This is a genomic window from Synechococcus sp. CS-205 (assembly GCF_025128255.1).
GTDB lineage: Bacteria > Cyanobacteriota > Cyanobacteriia > PCC-6307 > Cyanobiaceae > Regnicoccus_A.
This window is the reverse complement of sequence record NZ_JAHLZB010000039.1, coordinates 35,612-56,815: the sequence shown is the minus strand read 5'-3', so window position 1 is coordinate 56,815 and position 21,204 is coordinate 35,612. Positions and strand designations below refer to the sequence as shown.

Genomic DNA, 21,204 nt, shown 5'->3' with positions numbered 1-21,204 from the left:
TGAACCTGCTGCGGCGCGGCGGCTACCGCTCGATCCGACGGGGGCTCCGGGAACTGGCTTACGACATCAGAGGGATGCTGGCGTTGGGCGGGGTTCAGCTCGCGGGAGCGAGGTTGGAGTGACTTTCAGGCAACCCTGGGGTCCTGCCCTGGTTGCTGAGTGGGGTGTCGAGTCGCCGCCAGGCCGGGCGCACACCCACCGCATCCCTCGGCCAGTCCCTCGCGCCGCGTCAAGGATCGGGCCATGCGCCCCTGGAGGCTCTGCCTCGGGGCGTCCTTGTCGCGGCGTTGCGGCCGGCCGGTGGGGGTGGGGTTCTCCGCCGTCCTGCCGATGGCTTCCCCCGCTTCCTCCCTCCGCCGCCGCCAGGAGCAGTCCCCGGCTCTCAGCCGTTCTGCCCTGCGGGCCCGCCATGCTCTGGTGCTGGAGCACCTGCCGCTCGCCGATGCCCTGGCTTCCGCCACCGCCCGGCGCCTGTTCCCGCTGGTGGAGCGGGAGGATCTGATCCAGGTGGCCCGGGAGGCCCTGGTCCGCTCAGCTCCCCGCTGCCGAGAAGGCGAGCCCGCCGGGCCTTATCTGCGCCGCTGCATCGCCGGGGCCCTGCAGCACCACTGCGTGATCGCGTCCGTCTGGTGCGCATCTCCCGCCGCGAGCACGAGAAGGGCACCTGCCCGCTCGGCCACACCAGCCTCGATGCTCCCGCTGCAGGTGAGTCTTCCCTGCTCGATCAGCTGGCCGCTCCCGCAGCCGCGCCCTCGCTGGATCCTTCCCTCGCCGGGCCGGCCCTGGAGCAGCTGGTGGAGCAGCTCCCGGCAGCCCAGGCCACGGCCCTGCGGCTCACCGTCCTCCAGGGGCTGTCCCTGCGAGCCGCCGTGGCGCAGCTGCAGATCAGCCCGATGGCGGTGCAGCGGGCCCAGAAGAAGGCCCTCGCCACCCTGCGCCAGCAGCTCAAGTCATTAGGTCATCCATCAGCGCATCCGGTAGGGGTGCAGCAGCGGCCAGGGCCTCGGCCTCGCTGATCAGGGCGCTCTTGGTGAGGCTGGCATCCAGCAGCACGCCGTAGCTGCTGGAGCAGGTCTCGATGATCTCGGCCTTGGTCATCGCCGCAAAGTCCACAGAGCTGCTGTCGGCATCGGCTTCGCTGACCGGCAGCCATGCGGCGCCATCGTCTGCTGGTTCGGCCGGGAGCTCCTCGATTGGAGCTTCCGGCTCGGCCGGTTGCTCCGGTTCTGGTTCGGGGGCAGGTGCCGGTGCCGGTGCCGGGCCGACGGTCCAGCCCAGCGCCTGCCAGCCGTCGGCATGCACGGCCCAGGCATAGATCTCCTGGTCGCCGTTGTGCAGCAGCACCCAGCCGGTGCGGGGATCGATCGGCGTGGCGCTGGCTGTTGGTGTTGTGGTCATGGCGCTCAGGCGGGGATGGTGGCAGTGAGGCCCACGTGCAGGTCGGCCGGGGTGGACGGGGTCACCACGGCCTTGGCGAAACACACGCACGGCCACTGCACCCGCGCCTGATCGCCGGCGGCGATGCTGATGTCGTGGCCGCTGAGATAGGCCTCCACCCGGCCGCCTTCTGCCGGCAGCGACACCTTCACCGCACTCACAAAGCTGCCGGTGGCGCCGTCCTTGAGCAGCGGTGCCAGCTGCAGGTCCACCGTCACCGCGGCGGTGTGGTTCGAATGGCTGGCCACCAGCGTGAACCGGGCGGCCGCATCGAGCTTGGTGTTCAGCCGCACCACCTCACCACTAACGAACTTCTTGGGGGCGGGGCGCAGGGCGCCGTGGGCGATGGCGCCCACCAGGGTGGTCTCCGCATCGATCAGCGGGTTGCTGCGATGGGCCTGGGGAATGGAGGGCATGGGGAGGCTCCGGTGATCGGGATCAGGGCTGGTGGCTCAGGGGTTTGCGATCAGGGCGTGGTGATCACCGGCGGAGTGATCGCATGCAGGCGGCCGGCGGCGCGGGGGTGCAGCACCGCAAAACCCACGTACCAATCGACGCGGGTGCGGAACACCGGCGCATCGGGCACTTCGCCCAGGTCCCGCACCGAGATGCCGTAGCGGCCCTGGAAGGGTCCCTGCAGGCCGGTCACCCCCTGATCGCCCAGGGCGAGGCAGTAGATCGAGCTGGTGCCGCCGGCCTCGCCATACCCGAGCACTTCACGGCCCTGGGCATCGCGGTCGACGGTGAGGATCTCGCAGTCCTGGTAGCGGTGCACCGTCATGCCCAGGGCATTGGTCTCGGCCACGTAGGAGCAGCAGTTGCTGCTGCGGGCCAGGGCATTGAGCTGGCGGCGCATGGCGCGGCCCATCAGCAGCAGCTTGGGCCGGCCCATGCCGTCGACGGCATCGATCAGCTCATCGAGCGGATCAAAGGCCAGCGGCTGGTTGCCGTTGTCGATCGCCAGCTCGCTGCCGGCCGGCAGCCGCTTGGCCAGGCCGTCAAAGGCCCGCGCATCGGCACTGGCGTCACCGTTGACGATCGTCGCCTCCAGCGTCAGCCGCATCGAGCGGATCTTCATCTCGATCTGGCTGGCCCGGGCCTCCGGGCCCATCAGGTCCACGATCGAGCGGTCCACATCCACATCACCGCCAAAGAGGTGCACGGCCTCAGCGCGCTGGTCGATCACGCCGTAGCTCTGGCTGTAGCCCTCGTTCACCGCCCGGAAGCCCACCGCGGGCAGTTCCTGTTCGGCGGCATAGAACAGGCCGCTGCCGTTGATGTTCAGAAATGGCAGCCGGGCCAGCAGTTCCCCCTCCGAGAAGGTCTTGAGCACGGCGAGGTGCTCGAGGCGGGTTTCGTACTTGGCTGCCTCGATCAGGGTGAGGCCCATGACAGGGGTGGGGCCAGGCCCCAGGGAGTTCACGGGCTATTGCCGAGCTTCCCGTTTCAGCGGTAGCGGTAGCGGCAGGCCAGGATCACCAGCACATTCGCTTCCAGGCGATACACCAGCCGATGCTCGTCATCGATGCGGCGTGACCAGCAACCCGAGAGGTTCTCGCGCAGCGGTTCCGGCTTGCCGATCCCCACGAAGGTGTCGCGCAGGCAGGCCTGGATCAGCTGGTTGATCCGCCGCAACTGTTTGCGCTCCTGGCCCTGCCAATAGAGGTAGTCCTCCCAGGCAGTGGGAGTCCACGCCACCCGCTCAGCGGCCGGCATCGAGCTGATCAGCGTCGATCAGGGGGTGTTCGAGCAGCTCGCCGCGTTCGGCTTGCTCCAAGGACCGCTGCAGGTGGGCGGCGTTAGCCGGAGAGCGCAGCAGATGCACCGTTTCCATCAGGCTGTTGTAGGTATCGAGCGACATCACCACGGCGCCCTGGGCGTGGCGCCGCGTGATCAGGGTGACATCGGCGTCCGCCTCGACGCGATCGAGCACGGCCTTGAAGCTCTCGCGGGCTTCCGAAAAGCTGACCACCTGCATCTGAGTCGTCCAACTCCCTGTACAACAGGATAGGACTGCTGGCTTGGCTGTGCACGGCAAGAGCAGGGGAGAGCCCTGCTGCCATGTCCACAACCTCTGCCACCGAAGCTGCCGCCGCAGCCACCACCCCTGCGGCCCAGCCACCGTTCAATCCTGAACGCTGGCAGCAGTTCTGGGACCACTGGAAGGCGGAGCCCCAGCAGCTCGATGGCATCGAGCAGTTGCGCCTTGTGGTCATAGCCGCCGACCCCGCGATCCTCACGGAGGCCGCCCCCTGGCGACAGACCTTCTCCTCTGCTCCACCAGCTCCGTCGGCCCCGGCCCATGCCAATCCTCTGCCGGTGGCCTGGGAGAACCAGAACGACAACGCCAGCGGCACTGGCTACCGCGAGTGTTTCTCCAGCAGCTGCGCCATGCTCGCCCGCTTCTGGGGCAAGGTCGGCTCGGACGATGAGTACAACCTCATCCGCGCCCGCTACGGCGACACCACCTCCGCGGAAGCACAGCTGTCGGCTCTTCGCTCGCTGGGGCTGACGGCCAACTTCACCACCAACGGCACCCGTAGCGATCTGGAGTCCGAGATCAGCGCCGGCCGGCCGGTGGCGGTGGGCTGGCTGCATCACGGCCCCGCCTCGGGCCCCTCTGGCGGCGGCCACTGGAGCGTGGTGATCGGTTTCACCGACACCCATGCCATCCACAACGACCCCAATGGTGAGGCCGATCTGGTGCATGGCGGCTACACCGCCAACACCAATGGGGCGGGCCAGCACTACAGCTGGAAGAACTGGCGGCCTCGCTGGGAAGCCGATGGTCCCGGCACCGGCTGGCTGCTCACCTGCCATCCCTGAGGGGAGGCCTTCAGGGAGCCATGGCGGGTCCGGCGGGCTTTGATCGGGAAAAGTTCCTGCTGTGGGCCGTGGCCGGTATCTTCATCGCCCAGTTCTCGCTCTATGCCGCCGGCCTGGGCGTCTGCTTCCACCTGGGCCAGCAGAAGCTGCAGCGAGCGGCCTGCGCCAGCTACCCCGAAACCCTGCAGCGCACGTTCGAGACGGCACTGGGCACAGCTCTGGCGCTGCTGGGGGGCAGCAGCCTGGCGGCTGGTCGCCGAAAGGATCCGGATGGCTGACGCGGAATGGCCTGTCGACCTGCTCCACCGGCTCTCTGTAGATCGGCTGCGCGCAGCCCTCCTCGTGGTCCTGGCGGCCTCAAGGGCTGATGCGAGGCAGCCGGACGTGTGGCGTTGGCTCGGCTCCGCCTCGCTTGTTGGTCGTGGCTGCCCCTTGACCCCACCCGGCCTGCTTCGGGGTCTTCGCTACGCCTGCCATGGCTTCCTCATCATGGCACAGCTCACTTCAGCTCCATAGCTCTGAGTCACTGGAGCAGATCAGCATCCGCTGCCTCAGCACCTATCCGCAGCGCCACCGGCTGCTGAGGCTCTGCCACCAGATCCTGTTCGAGCGGATCGATCCTGCTGATCTGCCCAGCTGGGCAGCTGAGATTGAGCCCAGGCTCTGAGGGCCAGGTCCGAGGGTCCGGCCCGGCTGCGGCCGGGCATTTTTTGTTGCCCTCGGGGGTTGTCCGATCCAGCGCGGGTTCCCCGCAAAGGGTCGTGCCGGGCTTCTTCATGGTCCGCCGGGGGCAAGGGCTGCGCAAGGCGGCGAGGCCGCTGCGCGGTCGCCGCCCCTTGCCTTCCCGGCGGTGCATCGGGCGTCCCGTCACAGCGCCACAGGCGCCTGTTCCCATGTCCCCCTCTCTCGCTCGGCTCACCCGAGAAGATCCCGTGGCCCTGGTCGAGTCCTGCCACAGGGCCCTGCTCTGGATCCTGAGCAGCCACCAGGGCAAACCCATCCACCGCTTCTGGATCGATCACCCCTACGGAGAAGAGGAAATCACCCTGCTGGAGGAGGAGCTGCTCCCGGCGATCGAGCAGTTCCTCTCCCGCACCGGCGAGATCGATGCGGCGATCGAGGCCGCCCACGAGGCCGAGGTGGAGCGGGTCCAGGCCGCGATGGCAGCGGAGGCCACAGCTGTGGGTGTCTGATCGTGGCCGCCACAGGTGGTTCGGGTCCTGCAAGTCGCTCGGCCATGGGATCGGCGATGAATCACCAGCACTGCCCCGGCCCGCCTGGCGGACGCCAGGCTCGGCGCGGTCTGGCGAGGGTTTCACGAGCCGCTGTGCGGCCCTTGCCAGGCCGCACCGGCCGGGGCGATGGGGCGGGCGTTCCTCGCCTCCTTCCCATGGCCTCCTCTGCTCCCCTGGCCTGCCCGATCCGCCAGCTGGTGGTGCACATCTATCCCGCTGGCCTCAAGGTCGCCGGTGCCGAGAGGCTCACGGTCTTCTATGGCCGTCGCGGTCGCCCGGTCAAAAAGCCCCGCTACATGCCGGCTGAGCGGGCCCATGCGCTGGCGCGCAAGCTGGCGGCCAAGCGCCTCGGCACCGTCTCGGTGCTCTGAGGCGGCGGCCTTTCTGGCCCGGCGCTGCCGGGCCTTTCTGCTGCTCAGCGGTGGGAGCCGCGGCCGCTGGTCACGAAGCCAGCCCGGTAGAGCTCACTGGCACTCATGGCATGGGGGTTGAGCACTTCCCCGAAGCCACTGGCCGTGGCAGGGGCTGCCGTCAGGGCGCTGGCGGCCCCCATCGCCCCGCGCTGCTGAAACAGGAAGCCGTAGACGGGATGGATGCGCAGCTGATCGAGGAACTCGGCGGTGCTCAGCGGCCGGCCGTCATCCCCCAGCAGCGGCTGGCCCTGGCCGTCGAGCGGTTCGAGCACGTCGGTGCCGTCCTTGTCGCTGCTGAGGCGGAAGCTCTCGCCCAGCTGGCCCTTGAACACATCAAAGAACGTGCCGCGGCTGTCACCGCCATTGCGGCCCTCGGCTTCTGAGAAGGCGCGCTCCAGCAGCCGTTCCTTGCGGAGCTGCAGCACCAGGGTGGAGGCCGCATCGCGCTCAGCGGCCACAGCCGCCACCTTCTTGGCGGAGGCCTCCTCCATCTGCCGCTCGCGCAGCTCCACCTGTTGCTCCAGCAGCTGCTTCTGGCGTTCGGCCTCCTGGAGGCGGGAGTATTCCTCCGGGTTGATCTCCGAGAAGCGGGTCAGCTGCTGGCGCAGACCGCGCAGTTCTTTCTCCAGCTGGTTGGTGCGGCGGCGTTCGGCCTTGAGGGCCTCGCTGAGGCCGTCTTTCCCCTGGGGGGCCGGATCGATACCGCTGGGAGACGGATCGCCGGACTCTGTGGCGAAGGTCTCGCAGCTGCCGGCCCGTGCATCAGCATCGCCCCCGTCCTGGGGGTCGTCGCTGTAGGAGCGCGGCTCGAGCTGGTCCGTCTTGCTGGGCGCACCTCTCGGTGCGACCTGATCGGTGCTGGTGCTGCTGGTGCTGGTGGCCATGACCCGTCGCGGCTGTCAGTGGATCGGCAGCCCGTCGCGGCGCTGCCTGTTCCCTGTTGCCGAGGAGCTCAATCAGCAGCCCTGAGCCACATAGACAGGGATGCTCACAGAGTCCCCTGGCTGACCGGAGTGGATACGGAGAGCACCGTTCCCACCCGAGGTCTCGTAGCCCGTGCGCTTGGTTGTGAAGGTCAGATCCACCTGGTAGTTGCCTGCCCTGCCGCTGTAGACGCTGGGAGTGCCTGCAGGAGCCCCCTCAATCGGATCCGAGCGGGTATAGGCGATCGAGCGCAACTGGTCATCGAGTTTCAGCACCATCGAGCCGTTGAAATCCCAGGCGGCATACAACGGTCCCTCCCAGCCTTTGCTGCCTCGACTTGAGGCGGCACCACTGCAGCCCATGATCCCCGTGTCAGAGAAGGCAAAAGTGCCCACGGCTGGGACCGCAGAGACAGCTGCCGGCATCAGCGCCAGGCTGAAAGCCCCCAGAGACAACCAGAGTTCTTTCATGGGGACTGCATCAGTGGTCCCAAGCTATTCAGAGCGGCGCCGTTGGTTCGATTGGGCTTGAGGGTTCCAAACACTCGCTCACCGATCAGGGGCTGAACCAGGGCGCCGATGCCGCCGGAGCCGTAGTTGGCGCCGAACTCCAGCACCGAGAACTCTGTGTCCTGGGCGTAGGGATCCACATCGGCATCACCGGCGGGGTTGAGCAGCGACAGGTTCCCCAGCCAGATCCAGCCCTCGCAGGGGGCCACCACGGTGATGCCGCCGGAGGCCACCCGCCGGCCGTGTTGCTGCCAGACCAGATCGCTGCTCAGCCAGAGGGCACCGGGGTTGGGCGGCAGGCGGGCGCTGCGGCAGAGGGTGCCGTTGTAGGTGAAGTCTCCGGTGTCCACGCCGGGGCCGTTCTCCTTGGCGGAGATGTAGTTGGCGCGCTCGAGGAGGCACTCGAGCACGTGGCTGGCCACCACCGCGGAGCTGGTGTCGCCAAGGATGGCGTTTTCGGCCAGCAGCAGACGGGCATTGGCGAAGGGCTGCAGGGGGGTGGGGCCCCACAGAGCTGCATTGCGCTGGTGCTGGCTGCTGGTGCAATGGCGCGGGCTGATCATTGCCATCGCTCAACCCCGCAGCAGAGCCGTGCTGCCCAGCGTCCCGGCGGCGGCAGCTCTGAACTGAACCCAGCTGGCCAACGCTGGCAGGAGCAGCAGGAGCTGCTCGGAGTAGCGTCGTCGCTGGCTGAGCAGGGCCGCCGAGCTGGAGCGGGGATTGGCGTAGACGGTTTCGCTCTCCTGGCGCAACAGAGCGGTGTCGTAGGCGATCACGTCGGCTTTCTGCAGCGGGGCATCCCCAGCGGCTGCCACTGAGCCGGCGATTGGTCCGGAATGGGAGTGCTTCTCGATCGCCTGCTCCTGCTCGGGGCCGGCCGCTAGCAGTTGCTGATCGATCAGGGCCACTGCATCGAGCAGGGCGCGGGCGCAGAGCACGCCGGCGGGGTGGTGGCGCTCCAGATCCGCCATCGCCCGGCCGATGGCATCGAGGCAGGGCACCGTGGCCGGTAGGGCCAGAGCCTGCCGGATCGACTCTTGATCGCTGGGTTGCCAGATTGCAGCCAGGGTTTGTGAATCCGGCACGGCGGTGGCGATCGAGAGGACAACTCCTGTTGCCGGGGGCCTGGTGCTGGGGTTCGATGCGGCCTGGACGGCGCATCAGCCCAGTGGTGTGGCCCTGGTGCAGCAGCACGGAGATGCATGGTCGTGTGTGGCCCTGGCTCCCAGCTACCAGGGCTTCATCAACCTGGCCCATGGCACCCCTGTGGACTGGGCGGCACGGCCGCAGGGCAGCAGGCCAGAGATCGATGCACTGCTGGACGCCGCTGAACGCCTTGGCGGTCGGCCGGTGGATCTGATCGCCTTCGACATGCCGCTTTCCACCGAGCCGATCGCCAAGCGACGTGCGGCCGATCGCGAGGTGTCGCGGTTGTTCGGCAACCGGGGCTGCGCCGTCCATAGCCCAACGGCTCTACGGCCAGGAGCCATCGCTGACCGGATCCGTCAGGAGCTGCAGAGCAGGGGCTACCCCCTGCACACCGCCACAGATTGCCCTGGGCCTCGCGGGGTGATCGAGGTCTATCCCCATGTCGCCCTGCTGGTGCTGCTGGCGCGCGACTACCGGGTTCCCTACAAGGTCAGCCGCTCGCTTCTGTACTGGAAGGCTGAGCACTTGCCGGTTTCCGAGAGGATCCGCCGGCTACTGGTGGAGTTCCGGCAGATCCGAACCGCCCTGAATCAGCACATCGGGGCCATTGCCCTACCTCTGCCGGAGCCTGAGCAGGTGTCCGCACTTGCTGCCCTCAAGCCGCTGGAAGACAGCCTCGATGCACTGGTCTGCGCCTGGGTGGGGATGGAGCACCTACAGGGCCGCACGCGGGGCCTGGGCGATTCCATTGCCGCAATCCGGTGCCCTGAACAGGCCTTCCGCTCATGGAAGGATTCGCCGGGTTAGGTGGGGGCTGGTGCCACACCGGCCAGATCCCCCAGCCATTGCTGCAGGGCGGCGTCGCTGACGATGCCCCTCTCGTGCAGCTGCAGCATCTCCGTCACGGTGGGCTGGGGTTTGGGTGCCGGTGCGAGCGGGCTGATCTCCACCACCAGTGCTGGCCCCGTGCCATCGGGACCGCCCTGCTGCGGCAGCGGTTCACCGGTGATGGCGCACCAGTGCTGCAGCAGCGACGAGAACATCGAGGCTTTCTGGATCGCCTGGCTCTGCAGCAGGGCATAGGCCTGGGAGGCCGCCATCGAGATCTCCATCGCCGTGCGCGGTGCTCCCTGGGCGGCAGCCGGGATCAGGGCATCGCGGCGCATGCCCCGATCGAGCGACTCCAGCCAGGCCCGGTGCTCGGCCAACGAGCGGGCCTGGATCTCCACGAACTGGAAGCTGGCACCCTCCGGCAGGTCGATCACGGTGTTGGGCCCCAGCACCACCGGTTCACTCGGCTGTCCCGTCCCTATCGGACCTGCCACACCGGTGCGCACTCCCACCGGTAGGGCTGTTCGGTAGAGCAGCTCCTGGTAGTCGCTCTGACAGCGGAAGTGGTTGAGGTATTGGTGTGCCAGGCCCAAGTGGGGCAGCTCCCCTTCCCCGAAGGGCGCGCCATGGCTGGCGTACCAGATGGCGGGGAGTTGGCTGATGCCGCGGTAGTGGCGCTGATCCAGGCGCTGCTTGCGCCAGCCCGATGGCGCCTGGGGATCGACCACCAGGGTCTCGGTCGTCAGGGTCATGCCAGGCCCCCCGGGGCCATCGGTAACAAGTGAGGCCGTCAGGTACTGCCAGCGGTGGGGCGGGGGATCCTGCGGTGGGGCGCCCTCAGAAGCCAGGGTGATGGTATTGGGGCGCCGCTCCCGCCAGGTGATCGCATCCGGCAGCGCATGGTTGCCAGGGAGGTGCCAGTGAAGAACGTCTCCCCGCTCAAGCAGCAACAGCCGCGGCAACGACAGGCGATCGCCATTTCGCAAGGCCTGCTGCCGGTCCCCTTCGCTGGGCCAGAGGTGGGCCGGTGGGATCACCGCCACCAGGGCCGCCCCATCGCGCAGCACCAGCAGATCGGCGGCTTCCAGGAACACTCCCAGGTCGGTGCCGCACCCGTCCACGTCACTGATCACCTCCTGCAGCGAGGTCGGCAGCTCGCGCCAGTGACTGGAAGCCAGCATCCCGGCAAAGGTGCGCAGGGCGTCGCGGAAGAAACCCGAGGGCAGGGCAGCGTCGACCCGGCGTCGGTAGGCGGACTCAGGCTCCCGCTCGCCGCGGGGCAGGTAATGCTCCTTGCGGCCTGCCCCGGTGGGGCCGGCGAGCAGGTGCCAGCAGTCCTGCACCAGCTGCAGGCGGGGCAGCAGAGCCGCCAGGGTGGGGTGAAGCGGCCAGGAGAGGGGATCCGAGGAGAGCTGGGACAAGCCCGATCAGCGGCTGTTGGCTATTGCCGGTGAAGCGCACCATGCAGTGCCACTGGTCCCGATCAGAAAGGCGGCAAGACCTAAGGACCTGAGTCCGGGTGGTTCTCAGACCCGCGAACACCACCTACGGTTTGAGGGGATCAGCTGAAAACCACTGCAATCACAACCGGCTCAACCCGTTCAGCCCATGATTTGCGGCTGGATATCGGAAAGAGATTTACCCCTCGGAGTGGTTCACGGAAACCACCGAAGAATAAGTTGTACCTACCCCTAAGCTATGTGTCATCAATTCATTGACTGTTGCCAAGCCATCAATTATGTGCTATAGTTGCCGAAAATAATGAAACTTGCATGAAAGGCACTGTTTCGCCAGAGCTGCGAACTATCTTCTGTGATCCGGAGATGCGCAAAAAGTTTATGATGGGATTCTCCGAGTCAGATCATACAAGTAATGCAATTATCGACTTGGGCAATGATCAGAATGTCGTTGTAACTAGATTTTCGGCAACTCGCCCTTCACCCAAAACCACAAGGAGCTGTAGAAGAAGGCGAAATATATTTGAAATCCTGAGCGGCAAGTAGTTCTGAGTGAATATCGCATTTAGCGCAGTTATTATATTTGCGCTTTTGCTGCCAGGCTTGATTTTCTTAAGTGCATATCAGAACGGAATAAGAAGCTGGATAAGCCCTGATGGCGGCGACTCGCTTGCGAGGGATATTGCCGGAGCTTTAATTGTATCTATTGTGCTCCATTCTGCCTGGATTGGCCTTGCCTCCAAGGTTGGGTATACCATCGATTTTCAGTCAGTGCTGGTTTTCCTTACTGGATACAGCGAGGAGAAGGCTAGTCTCTTTGCGAATGCTATTCAATCTGCAGCCAAGTCGAGCCAGCTGCTGGCAATATACTTTTTAACGCTTTATTTTGGTGCTGCGGCCTCAGGGTTTCTTTTTCATTCGGTTGTTGTATGGTTTGGGCTTGACGGAATTATACCTCTACTGAGACTCCGAAATCACTGGAGCTACCTATTGTCTGGCAGGCTTTCATGCTTTAGCGAGCTTGCACAGGAATTTGGTGGAAGGCCTGTCTACGGAGTATTTGCCACGGCAGTCGTAAGGCACGAAGAGGGCTCATACCTATACCGAGGTCTAATAGTTGATTGGGTATGCCGCTCTAATGGTGAGCTTGATCGCATTATCATAGAAGGTGCGCACCGAAGGAGACTTGATGATGATCGAAAACCTCGGCGAACTCGATTGCCATCTGATTACTATCTACGAGCAGATAAGCGCTATTACTGGATAGAGGGAAACTATTTCACCTTAAGATACTCCGAGATTAGCACGCTTAATCTTGAATATATTCCTGATTTCCAGTTCAAGCCTGTAAGTCGACGTTTCCCGATGAACTGGTGGGATTTCCGTCGGGTGCTGTGGATTAACTATCTGAAGCGGCTGGCAAGGTGGAGAAGTTTCGTAAGAATCAGAGTTCGACCAGCCATCGCTTCATGGAAGGAAAGAGTACGCAGTGTGTTTCATTCTTAGTTTCTTAGATAGCGTGGCGGCAGAGGTCCAACATCATCGTTCACCCGACCCGGCGAAGGGGGTCGGCAAGGCGGCTATGATTTTTGCAGGCGGGTGATGATGTGCGTTAGCTCCACCGCCACCACCGGTTCAACGAGAATTACAAAGTATTTCCAGCTAGTTACGGGCATAGAGAGGTTTGTCGTAGTTTATGAGCAAGAGGAATCCAAGTATGTCTACTAACCCACAGCTTCTTGACGAATTAACTCCAGATCAAGTTGCCGCATTTAAAGAGAGAGCTCTTCAGAATCAAAGATCATCTCTACTTAGAGTAGCAGGAATTGATTCGATGAGAAATAGTCCCCTCAGTATGTGGGCTGAAGTGCCTGAGCAAGCGGATCTTCCTCGGCTTGAGCTGAGCTCGGAAGGCGCGAGACTTGGCCCAGTCATTGCGGAAGGCGATTCCTGGTTTGATTATTTTCCTGGAATTGATGTTATCGATCAGTTGCGTGCATTGGGTTATGTCTTTGACAAAAACTACGCAAAGGCGGGAGACACCCTGGAGAATATGATTTATGGCTCTAAGTACGATACATTGACTTATGCTCGATTATCTCCAAGTCTCACCGAAGTCCTCAAACGCCTTGAATCGACTAAACACAAGATTTTCTTTTTTTCGGCGGGAGGAAATGATGTAGCAGGCGATGGGTTCGCTCAATTTCTGAATCATAAAGATTCGGGTCTACCCCCATTTCGCGAATCACACGCAGAAATAGTAATTAGTCAGATCTTCAAGAAATACTTGATTGATCTAGTTGATAAGGTCTCGAGTGTTTCGCCTACAACAGTAATAATGATGCACGGCTATGGTTACACCATGCCAACAGGAAAAGCTGTAATTAATGCTGGACCGCTACGCTTCGTTGGACCATGGCTTAGGCCAGCGCTTACCGAAAAAGGCATTATTGATCAAACCGAGCAACAAGACATCGTTTTTCGAGTTATCGACATGTATAATGAAACTCTTCAGGCAGTTGCAGCCGAAAAGCCATCTTTTAAATATGTTGATCTTCGCGGATTAATTGATTCCAAACAGGATTGGGTCAATGAGCTTCATCTGCGAAACTCAGCATATTATAGAGTTGCTCGGCATATCCACTCGGAAGTCATGAGCCTCTTTGGGATGGGCATGTGAAGATAGAAGTGAATATCTAGGTCCGAGGGGCTAACACGGCCATTCAGCAGAGCCGCCACTAAGGAATATGCTGATTAACTGAGAGGGGAACTGCGGCCCGCTGACGGCAGCGTTGATAGTAGACAGAAAAGAGAGGCATAGCCCATGAAGAAAGTGAACAAGGCTGGGGCGTCCTGGTCAGACGTCAAGAGCAAGGTTACAAAGCTGGACTCACCTCAGCTGGTCAACCTAGTCGCAGACCTTTATCGGCTCTCCAAGGAGAATCAGGCCTTTCTTCATGCTCGGCTAGCGGTCGTTGAAGACCCGCTGGAGTTCTACAAGAAAATCATCAACGAATGCATGTACCCGGATGTTCACAAGAACAAGCCTATCCAGATTGCAAAGGCCAAAAAAGCCATCAGTGACTACAGCAAGGCCGTCGGCGACGCATTGGGAGAAGCGGAGCTGATGACTTTTTTCGTGGAGCAAGGAAACGCCTTGACGATCGACTACGGCGATATCGATGAAGGATTCTACGCTGCCCTCAACCTGATGTTTCGTCGCGCCATCGAAAAGGTTTGCAGCTTGCCCGACTCAAGCCGGGACGCGTTCAAAGTGAGACTGGAAGCCATTATGAGGTCTTCTGCTCATATTGGCTGGGGTTATCACGATGAGCTGCGCGCCGACTATTTCCGCGCCTTTCCAGAGGACAAGTAGTCGGCGAACAAGGCGCTGGTTCACACCAGCGTGGGCGCCTGCCACTCAGGTGCAGCGTTAACCCCCCAACTCCTCATCAGCACTCACCGCCATTGCCACCACGCGAACGGCACAAGCCTGGCAGATCTCAGCCCAACGATCGATGGTGATGCCCAACCGCTCTGGAATCTCGTGGGCTGCTGTTCCCTCCCGCAGCAACTTCTGCCCTCGCGCATGCAGCTCCCGCCAGCGCCCCGGCACCGAGATCAAGAACCCCTTGTCGCGCAGGTAGTGGGTGATCTCACCGTTCACGTAGGGCCTGGCGTAGGCGATGAAGTGATTAGGGCTGCGGCCGGGACGCTGGTTGTCGTAGCGGCGTGAGGCCTTGATCAGACCGATCGCCGCCAGCTGCTCCAGGTCTTCTCTGGGGTGGCCGGTGCGGCGGGCGTAGTTGGCCGCCACTTTCGCCGCAAAGGGCAGGTGTTCCACCACCAGGGCATCCGTATCGGCATGGGGTGAGCGCAACGCGCCGCGCCGGTTGCTGGGCGGTGTTTTGCCTGGCGCACCTCTCGGTGCGACGACCCGGGCGGTGGCCTGCTGGGGCCTGGGGCGGTGGGTAGGTGGGTCCGTGGTCATCGTCAGAGGGGGTATTGCTCGGGGCCTGGCCCCTCAGCGGGAGAACAGCAGCGGCCGGGGGGCGGCCTTGCCGCTGCCGCGCCAGTGCTGGGTCTGCAGCCAGATCACGCCCTGGCAGAAGGCATCCACGAGGTCGTCGTGGGCGGCATTGGGGAAGCCCAGCAGCTCGGTGATCAGGGCGTCGTTGCCGCTGCGGAAGGCCAGCTGGCCGGCCTCGAGCAGCGGGGCCACGGCATGGGCGCGGCTCACCTTGCTGCCCTGCGGACGCACGGCGATCAGACCAGGGATCTGGCGCCGGAGCAACTGGCAGAGGGCCGGGCCATTGGCGGCGTCCTCGATCAGCACCGCATCGGGACTTAGACCCTGGCCCAGCGATGCCAGGGTCTGGCTGAGGAATTTCATGACACCCGGCAGATCGAGGCGGTGGTGCTGGCTCCAGAGCACCTCGATCCGGTGGGCAAAGCCCCCCTGCTGATCGGCTTGGGCCGTTGCCGCCATCGATGGCATGGGCTGCGACGGGGGCCGCACCCGGGCGGCAGTGGGGTGCAGGTGCTCACCCCTGGCCTTCGCCTGGGCGACGGGATGACGGGAATCCGGGTCCGGCAGCAGACCCAGCAGGCAGAAGCCGCAGTAGTCGTTCTCCTGCCCGCCCTTGAAGCTCAGGTCGCAGCTGAGCACCACCGCCGCATAGGGCCGCTGACCGGTTCGCCCGCCTGGAGCAGGGGCAGGGGTGCCCGTGCAGCGACGGATCCAGGAGCGCTGAAACAGCAAGCCCTCCGCCGGCGACGGTCGCTGCTGGTAGAGGGCGTTCCACCAGTAGCTGCCGGCGCGGATGCGGATCTGCTCCAGCTCCTGAGGCGGAAAGCGCTCGGGGCAGAGGGCCTCGCCCGGCTCCCGCCAGTCCGGCTCCAGGCTGCAGCTGGCCGGGAAGACCAGTTGCTGTTGCTTGGGTTCGGCGATGGCCGGCAGATTCAGTACATGCCAGTGCTGGGGCGCATCGCCCGCTTCCTGCGCCAGCAGCCAGCCGATCAGGTCGTCCTGGTGCCAGCGGGTCAGCACCACCACCTGGGCGGCCCCTGCAACACCCCGTTGCGAGGGCCCCTCGGGGGCCGGTTCGGCGCGGGTGAGCCACACCGACTGGAACCACTCGATCAGCTTCAGGCGCTGGCCGGCAGAGTTGGCGTCTTCCGGACCCTTGTAGGGGTCATCGATGATCCCGAGCGCGTAGCCCTTGCCCGTGAAGGGGCCGCGCACACCGGCGGCGATGCAGCCGCCGCGCTCAGGGGTGAGCCAGTTGCCGACGGCGGTGGAGTCCCTGGAGAGGGCATGGCCGCAGGCCCGGTAGTAATGCCGCGCCTCGCGGCTGTGGGCATAGGCCAGCTCCGCCGAGTAGGAGGCGATGGCGCAGAAGCGCTGCGGGTAGCGGCTCACCCAGTAGGCGGGGAACAGCTTGGAGACCAGGAGGCTTTTCCCCAGCCGCGGCGGGCAGCAGACGATCAGGCGGTTGAGATCACCATCGGCCACACGCTGCAGCAGGGCGATCAGACGTTCGGCCCAGGTGTGGAAGGCGTAGCCGGGATAAGCGGCCACGATGAAATCGCGGAAGGCCTGCTGGAGGTGGCGCTGCTGCTGCCGATCTGGATCCGGCACGCCCAGCAGGCCCCAGTCGGCCCAGAGGTCGGTGGCTGGATCGAGCAGCAGGCCAGCAGTTGTGGCAGCAGGCGAACTCAAGGCCGGCTCTCCGGTGGCTTGATCGGCGCGCGCAGCAATCCACCAATCTCAGCGATCACCCGAAAAGCACCCACCGCCGCTGAAAACTGATCGGCGTCCATGGCCCGCCGGGCGCAGTCGTTGAGGGCAAAGATCTGCTCGGCCTGGTGTCGGCGCCGGTCGGAGATGAGTTCTTCCACCATCCGCTCGCGGGCGAGGTTCAGATAGCGATTGATGGTCTGGCTGTTGTTCACCCCCCAGCTTTCACGACCTTTTTCGTAGATCAGGGCCAGCGGAATCCGCTGGGCGATCCACAACTGAGCCTCGGCGACGCGCCGCTCCACCTCCAGCCGCGAGGGCCTCGGTGGCCGTTGGGCCGCCATGCCCTTCGGGCGGCGTGGGGGGTTGGCATGACCGATCGGCCGAGCGGGATCGGTGGGCTCATAAAGCGGCTGGCCGTTGTCATCTTCTGCGCTGGCAGCGCAGCGCAGGTCCTCCACCGGATCGGCAGGCACCTGGCAGTGGGAGCGCAGGGGCATCGGCTCAGAGCGGCAGGGCCTGTGCCTTGGGCGCTCGGATGGTCCAGAAGGGCCTGCCGCGCTTCTCGGTGGCGCTGCTCTGCTGGATCGCCGCATCACGGGCGGCCTTGAGCTGCTGCTCGATCTGCTGCACAGCCAGGGGGAAGTCGTAGCTCAGCCGACCCGGGTTGTGGCTGAACGCCCAGTCGTTGTGCGAGAACGCCGGATCCAGCTCACCGGCGTCCATCGCCGCGCTGAGCGCCTCGAGCAGGGGTTCGAGCTCCTGCTCCAGCTGCTTCTGCTGCGCCTTGAGCGCGGTGACGGCATCGAGCAGGGCCTCGATTGGCTCCGCCGCCGGAACAGCGGCATCAGCGGCGGCAGGGGCGATGGTCATGACGGCCGGCACAGCAACAAGCAGGCCAGGGGAATGGAGCCTGGCGATCAGCTCACTGTATGGGCTCTGCTCTTTGAGCCGCAATCACAACAGCTGTTAATTCCTAATGGGTGCTGGTTGAGGCTCAGAAGGGTCTGTGGGCCTGGCAGTAGCGGCTCCAGGCGGCGGCCCAGGCCGCCAGGCACTGCTCACGGCTGTAGAAGGTGCTCGTGAACGCCTCGCCCGGCTTGCTCCAGATCGTCTGGCCCAGCTCGTAGGCGTTCCCCTGAGCAGCCTCCAGCACCATGTAGCCCCCCAGCTGGGCGGCAGTGGAATAGGGCTTCCCGTGGGCGGAGAGGGTCTTGAGGTCGTAGAGCACCCGCACCTCGCGGCCCCGGCGCTCGCTGAGGGCCGGTGAGATGTAAGCGCCGTCAAAGGCGCCGGCCACGTTGCGGCTGAGGCAGCAGCTGAGCCGCTCGCTGGCGATCACCTGCACCTCCTCCCAGAGCGGCAGCTGCAGCAGCGGCAGGATCCAGTCCCGGTAGGCGTGATGCCCCGGCAGCTCCTCCACCGCCAGCAGGGCATCGGCCTGGCCACAGCCCACCAGGAAGCGGGCCTGGGTGTAGCGCTCCAGGGCCGCATGCACCGTCACCCCACGCGGCTCCCAGACGGGCCGCGTGGCCTCGATCGCCCGGCGGGCCGTGGCACTGAGGCCATGGGCCAGCACGCCGGTGATCGACACCGGGAACAGGTGATCGCCCAGCCAGTAGCGGTGGGCCGCCTCATCCCGCCACAGGCCGGGGATGGGATCAAGCCAGGTGCTGGTGGTCAGCATGGCCGTTGCACCAGCAACCCGGCGTGACAGAGCGCGTCACGCCCCAGATCCCGCTCGGCAGCAGAGATCTGGAGCAGCCCCCGCTTGAGTAACCATTCATCTATCAATAAAGGCATTAGCAAGCAGCAGGGAGTCAGGGAGATGGGGTGAATCGGGGGGTGTGAGTAGGAGGGTGTCTCTCCCCCCAGCCAAACCGTCACGCTGTTACAGCCACCGAGAACGACTGCACTGCAGGCGGTCTGGCCATAACTGCAGGGTGTTTCCGGCGCTTGTGGCAATGACATGGGCGCTCAGAGAACCGCCAGGGGGATGGCCACCGCGCGTGTGACCATGCCGGCGCCGCAGAAGCGCACCGGCCCGCGGCGCTGGGCGCCACTGAGCCGCAGCAGCAGCACCGACCAGCCATTGGCCCAGGCCGTTTCCCGCAGGATCGCTCCGATCGGCTGGGCCGTGTTGCTCACCAGCAGCTGGTCCTGCTCCAGCCGGAGTCCCTGGCGAGCCAGGGTCTGGGCCGCCAGCTCGGCGCTGATCTCCAGGTCGTGGGCCTGGTGGGCCGCCAGCTCCACCAGCTCGCCGATGGTGCGGGTCACGGTGCGATCGGCGCACTCCACCCTGGCGGGGTACTGCAGGATCATCTGCAGGCAGCGCTGCTCATCGGCCAGCTCGGTGCTCTGGCTGTAGCTCTCCCACTCGTGGGAAGCGATGCAGAGCTCGGCCTCCGCTTCAGTGGGGGCCACATCACTGAGCAGTGACCAGGCGCCGGCCAGCAGGGTGCCGTACTGATCGCCGAGGCGCTGAGAATCGAAATGCCGCGCCGCCGCGCGGGTGAACACCCCGGCGGCCTGACGGATCATCGGGATCAGGCCCACGGTGCGGGCGATCAGCTGCCGGCCCAGCTCTGGGGTGATGTGGCGCTCAAGGTCCCGATCCAACCCAGCCCAGTGGGCCTCGCGTTCGGCTTTGGCCAGATCGGCGGGGTTGCGCAGGCTGAGCTGGGCAAAGCGGCTGTGGTCGGCCCCCTGCTTGAGGGCGGTGGCGATCGAACTGAGCAGGAACATCGAGCGCACCCGATAGCGGCTCACCTCACCGCTGGGAGAACCCTTGAGCAGGGCGGCGCCGCTCTCACTGCTGGCCACCCGCGCCAACGCCAGGATGCCCTGCATGCGCTGCTGATCCGGCCGCTCGTTGCTCTCGGCCTCGTCAAACACCACCGGCACCGCATCGGAGCCGATCGACTGGCGCAGCCCCGCTTCTGTGGTGGAACCGCTCACCAGCAGGGCGAAGTCCCCCAGCAGCGGGGTGACATAGCGATCGAGGATCGCGCTCTTGCCGGAACCGGCACCGGCGGTGAGCCAGATATGGGGACGCCAGCGCAGCGAGCCGCAGATCGGGCCCAGCACCACCCAGCCCACCAGCAGGGTGCCGGAGGCCGGCACATCCCAGCGGAAGCGGTTGGCGATGCCAACGATCACCGCCGCCTCCTGCACCGAAAGCGGTGCCACATCACCGGGCCCATCAAGGCGTGACATGCGCTGATAGACGAACCGCGAGCGATAGGGGGCCGTGATCGGCTGCTCACCCTCCTCAGAAACCAGGCGATCACCGAGATGCAGCAGCGGCCGGCCGTCGTCCCACCAGGCCCCGCGGCCGCGGACGCGCTCCGGGCAGAAGAGGCCGGCGGCGATCGAGCTCTCGTAGAGGTCGCTGGCCACTGCCGCCCAGTTCACCCCCGTACGGCTGGGGTAGAGAGTTTCCCAGTGGCGCAGCGGCGCCAGGGCTACCAGGTGGGTGGCGGTGTGGGCGGAGCGGGCCAGGCGCAGCACCTGCCCGCTGCGGCCGGAGCGGTAGTAGCTGGCCTCACCGTCGTAGCCGAGGCACTGAAACGGATCCCCGGTGCCGCCACCAGCAGGGGGCTCATCGGAAGCGGGCTCCTGGTCTTCCGGATCTGACGCCCCTGCCGGTCTTGCGGCCTCTGCTGGCAGGGGCTGCAACCACTGCTGCAGGTGCTCGGCTGCTTCTGCCAGGGTCCAGTTGGCGTCAGCCAGATCCCAGCCCTGCGGGAGTTCAGCTGACGGGTCCACCAGCTGCACGAGGCAGCCCTGATCCCTCAACAGAGCAGCCAGCCGCGCCATGGCCTTGCGGCCAGGAGCGTCGGCATCGGGCCAGAGCGTCACCGCCCGCCCCGTCAGCCCCAGTGGGGCCAGCGGTTGCCAGTCGGCCTTGCCGATTGCGTTGGTGCCGTTGGCCCAGCTGATCACCACGTGCTCTGGGAACAGCCGGGCGGCGGCATCGGCCGTTCCCTCTCCTTCCACCACGAGCACCGGTGCTTCTGAGCGTTGGCCCAGGCGCGGCAGTCCGTAGAGGGGCCGTGGCGCCGGCCACTCGCAGGAGAAGGGATCGCGGCGGCTGGGGCGGTGCCAGCCGCCATCGAGCCAGACCCGATGCAGAAAGCCCTTGCGGCCACTGCGGCCAGGGCAGAGCCGCTGAATCCAGAACAACTGGGCGCCGCTGGCGTCGCGATAACACCACTGGGCGATCGCACCCCGCTCCAGCTCTGGCGGCGCGGCGTCAGCAGGCGGCACCTCGGGTTGGCGCCAGGGCCGACTGCCGTGGCCGGGGAGTCCTGTGGCCGCAGGGGCCTTGCCTCCGCTGCCGTTGCCGCTGGACACCGGCTGGGGCCGATGCAGGCCATTCCCCTGCGGCTCCAGACCGAGATAGCGCTCCACCTCCTCACAGGCCAGGCGGAAGCTCCACCGGCGCACCCGCATCAGCAGGTCCATCCCGGTTCCCCCACCGCCCAGGTGGTCCTTGCCACCGCACTGGTTGCAGAACCAGGAACCGTTGCCATCGCGGTCGTCAAAGCGGTAGCGATCCCGCCCCCCACAGGCGGGGCAGGGCTGGTGGCGGTTGCTGAGCTGCTCGGCAGGCAGTCCTGCCAGCGCCTCAAGGATTTCGCGCCAGCGGCCGTTGGCCGCAGTCATCAGGTCGGTTGCCAT

General features: G+C 65.2%; 26 protein-coding genes. 10 read left to right on the top strand and 16 right to left on the bottom strand.

All coding sequences use genetic code 11. The annotated features are described in order from the left end of the window. Positions 1-629 precede the first annotated feature (629 nt). On the top strand, positions 630-1,016 hold the full coding sequence (locus tag KQ297_RS10250; protein WP_259739331.1) for an RNA polymerase sigma factor: 387 nt from the start codon (positions 630-632) through the stop codon (positions 1,014-1,016). Here KQ297_RS10250 and KQ297_RS10245 read toward each other — a convergent pair. Genes KQ297_RS10245 through KQ297_RS10225 form a run of 5 tightly spaced genes read right to left on the bottom strand, consistent with a single transcriptional unit; the run spans position 946 to position 3,415 of the window. Continuing rightward, positions 946-1,398: a hypothetical protein gene (locus KQ297_RS10245; protein WP_259739330.1), complete on the bottom strand. Its 453-nt coding sequence runs from the start codon at positions 1,396-1,398 to the stop codon at positions 946-948. The two genes, KQ297_RS10250 and KQ297_RS10245, sit on opposite strands and share 71 nt — an antisense overlap. A 5-nt stretch (positions 1,399-1,403) precedes the next feature. Beyond that, a complete protein-coding gene (locus tag KQ297_RS10240) occupies positions 1,404-1,853 on the bottom strand; it encodes a hypothetical protein (RefSeq protein ID WP_259739329.1) in 450 nt (149 codons plus the stop codon). Positions 1,854-1,903: 50 nt separating this feature from the next. Continuing rightward, entirely contained in the window at positions 1,904-2,827 is a 924-nt protein-coding gene (locus KQ297_RS10235) for a major capsid protein (RefSeq protein ID WP_259739328.1), read from the bottom strand. Positions 2,828-2,883: 56 nt separating this feature from the next. After that, a complete protein-coding gene (locus tag KQ297_RS10230) occupies positions 2,884-3,153 on the bottom strand; it encodes a Txe/YoeB family addiction module toxin (protein ID WP_259739327.1) in 270 nt (89 codons plus the stop codon). Further along, the gene (locus KQ297_RS10225) at positions 3,140-3,415 is read right to left on the bottom strand and encodes a type II toxin-antitoxin system Phd/YefM family antitoxin (protein WP_259739326.1); all 276 of its coding nucleotides are present in this window, start codon (positions 3,413-3,415) and stop codon (positions 3,140-3,142) included. The genes KQ297_RS10230 and KQ297_RS10225 overlap by 14 nt, the downstream gene beginning before the upstream one ends. 83 nt (positions 3,416-3,498) lie before the next feature. Here KQ297_RS10225 and KQ297_RS10220 point away from each other — a divergent pair, with 83 nt between their 5' ends. The 5 genes from KQ297_RS10220 (at position 3,499) to KQ297_RS10200 (ending at position 5,869) form a co-directional block, all read left to right on the top strand. Then, positions 3,499-4,263 (top strand): C39 family peptidase, encoded by a 765-nt coding sequence (locus KQ297_RS10220; RefSeq protein WP_259739325.1) that lies wholly within the window; start codon positions 3,499-3,501, stop codon positions 4,261-4,263. Between the two features lie 20 nt (positions 4,264-4,283). Further along, positions 4,284-4,541 (top strand): hypothetical protein, encoded by a 258-nt coding sequence (locus KQ297_RS10215; protein WP_259739324.1) that lies wholly within the window; start codon positions 4,284-4,286, stop codon positions 4,539-4,541. A 197-nt stretch (positions 4,542-4,738) separates the two neighbouring features. Then, complete coding sequence (locus KQ297_RS10210; RefSeq protein WP_259739323.1) at positions 4,739-4,930, top strand: hypothetical protein; 192 nt, start codon at positions 4,739-4,741, stop codon at positions 4,928-4,930. A 226-nt stretch (positions 4,931-5,156) separates the two neighbouring features. Continuing rightward, a complete protein-coding gene (locus tag KQ297_RS10205; protein WP_255143106.1) occupies positions 5,157-5,456 on the top strand; it encodes a hypothetical protein in 300 nt (99 codons plus the stop codon). Positions 5,457-5,653: 197 nt separating this feature from the next. Further along, positions 5,654-5,869 (top strand): hypothetical protein, encoded by a 216-nt coding sequence (locus tag KQ297_RS10200; RefSeq protein WP_259739322.1) that lies wholly within the window; start codon positions 5,654-5,656, stop codon positions 5,867-5,869. A 44-nt stretch (positions 5,870-5,913) separates the two neighbouring features. Here KQ297_RS10200 and KQ297_RS10195 read toward each other — a convergent pair whose 3' ends face one another. From KQ297_RS10195 to KQ297_RS10180, 4 genes are all read right to left on the bottom strand, one after another. Beyond that, the gene (locus KQ297_RS10195) at positions 5,914-6,795 is read right to left on the bottom strand and encodes a hypothetical protein (protein WP_259739321.1); all 882 of its coding nucleotides are present in this window, start codon (positions 6,793-6,795) and stop codon (positions 5,914-5,916) included. Positions 6,796-6,867: 72 nt separating this feature from the next. After that, positions 6,868-7,305: a hypothetical protein gene (locus tag KQ297_RS10190; RefSeq protein ID WP_259739320.1), complete on the bottom strand. Its 438-nt coding sequence runs from the start codon at positions 7,303-7,305 to the stop codon at positions 6,868-6,870. Then, complete coding sequence (locus tag KQ297_RS10185; protein ID WP_259739319.1) at positions 7,302-7,913, bottom strand: hypothetical protein; 612 nt, start codon at positions 7,911-7,913, stop codon at positions 7,302-7,304. The genes KQ297_RS10190 and KQ297_RS10185 overlap by 4 nt, the downstream gene beginning before the upstream one ends. A 3-nt stretch (positions 7,914-7,916) precedes the next feature. Then, the gene (locus KQ297_RS10180) at positions 7,917-8,429 is read right to left on the bottom strand and encodes a hypothetical protein (RefSeq protein WP_259739318.1); all 513 of its coding nucleotides are present in this window, start codon (positions 8,427-8,429) and stop codon (positions 7,917-7,919) included. Between the two features lie 4 nt (positions 8,430-8,433). Between KQ297_RS10180 and KQ297_RS10175 the strand changes: the two genes are divergently transcribed. Continuing rightward, a complete protein-coding gene (locus KQ297_RS10175; RefSeq protein ID WP_259739317.1) occupies positions 8,434-9,300 on the top strand; it encodes a DUF429 domain-containing protein in 867 nt (288 codons plus the stop codon). Here the strand turns inward: KQ297_RS10175 and KQ297_RS10170 are convergent. After that, the gene (locus KQ297_RS10170) at positions 9,297-10,745 is read right to left on the bottom strand and encodes a DUF4055 domain-containing protein (RefSeq protein WP_259739316.1); all 1,449 of its coding nucleotides are present in this window, start codon (positions 10,743-10,745) and stop codon (positions 9,297-9,299) included. The two genes, KQ297_RS10175 and KQ297_RS10170, sit on opposite strands and share 4 nt — an antisense overlap. Positions 10,746-11,333: 588 nt before the next feature. Here KQ297_RS10170 and KQ297_RS10165 point away from each other — a divergent pair. From KQ297_RS10165 to KQ297_RS10155, 3 genes are all read left to right on the top strand, one after another. Further along, a complete protein-coding gene (locus tag KQ297_RS10165; protein ID WP_259739315.1) occupies positions 11,334-12,287 on the top strand; it encodes a hypothetical protein in 954 nt (317 codons plus the stop codon). Positions 12,288-12,498: 211 nt separating this feature from the next. Continuing rightward, complete coding sequence (locus tag KQ297_RS10160) at positions 12,499-13,461, top strand: hypothetical protein (RefSeq protein WP_259739314.1); 963 nt, start codon at positions 12,499-12,501, stop codon at positions 13,459-13,461. 144 nt (positions 13,462-13,605) lie between these two features. Further along, a complete protein-coding gene (locus KQ297_RS10155) occupies positions 13,606-14,157 on the top strand; it encodes a hypothetical protein (protein WP_259739313.1) in 552 nt (183 codons plus the stop codon). Between the two features lie 57 nt (positions 14,158-14,214). On the opposite strand, the gene KQ297_RS10150 is transcribed toward KQ297_RS10155, so the two are convergent. From KQ297_RS10150 to KQ297_RS10125, 6 genes are all read right to left on the bottom strand, one after another. Continuing rightward, positions 14,215-14,772, bottom strand: a complete 558-nt coding sequence (locus KQ297_RS10150) for a sigma-70 family RNA polymerase sigma factor (RefSeq protein ID WP_259739312.1) — start codon at positions 14,770-14,772, stop codon at positions 14,215-14,217. A 33-nt stretch (positions 14,773-14,805) separates the two neighbouring features. Beyond that, positions 14,806-16,503 (bottom strand): phage terminase large subunit, encoded by a 1,698-nt coding sequence (gene terL / locus KQ297_RS10145; protein WP_259739311.1) that lies wholly within the window; start codon positions 16,501-16,503, stop codon positions 14,806-14,808. Further along, a complete protein-coding gene (locus tag KQ297_RS10140; protein ID WP_255142448.1) occupies positions 16,500-17,021 on the bottom strand; it encodes a hypothetical protein in 522 nt (173 codons plus the stop codon). Before KQ297_RS10140 ends, terL begins: the two co-directional genes overlap by 4 nt. A 4-nt stretch (positions 17,022-17,025) precedes the next feature. Next, entirely contained in the window at positions 17,026-17,394 is a 369-nt protein-coding gene (locus KQ297_RS10135) for a hypothetical protein (RefSeq protein ID WP_259739310.1), read from the bottom strand. Between the two features lie 124 nt (positions 17,395-17,518). Continuing rightward, positions 17,519-18,208, bottom strand: coding sequence for a hypothetical protein (locus KQ297_RS10130; RefSeq protein WP_259739309.1), 690 nt, complete (start codon positions 18,206-18,208; stop codon positions 17,519-17,521). 290 nt (positions 18,209-18,498) lie between these two features. Continuing rightward, positions 18,499-21,204 (bottom strand): primase-helicase zinc-binding domain-containing protein, encoded by a 2,706-nt coding sequence (locus KQ297_RS10125; protein WP_259739308.1) that lies wholly within the window; start codon positions 21,202-21,204, stop codon positions 18,499-18,501.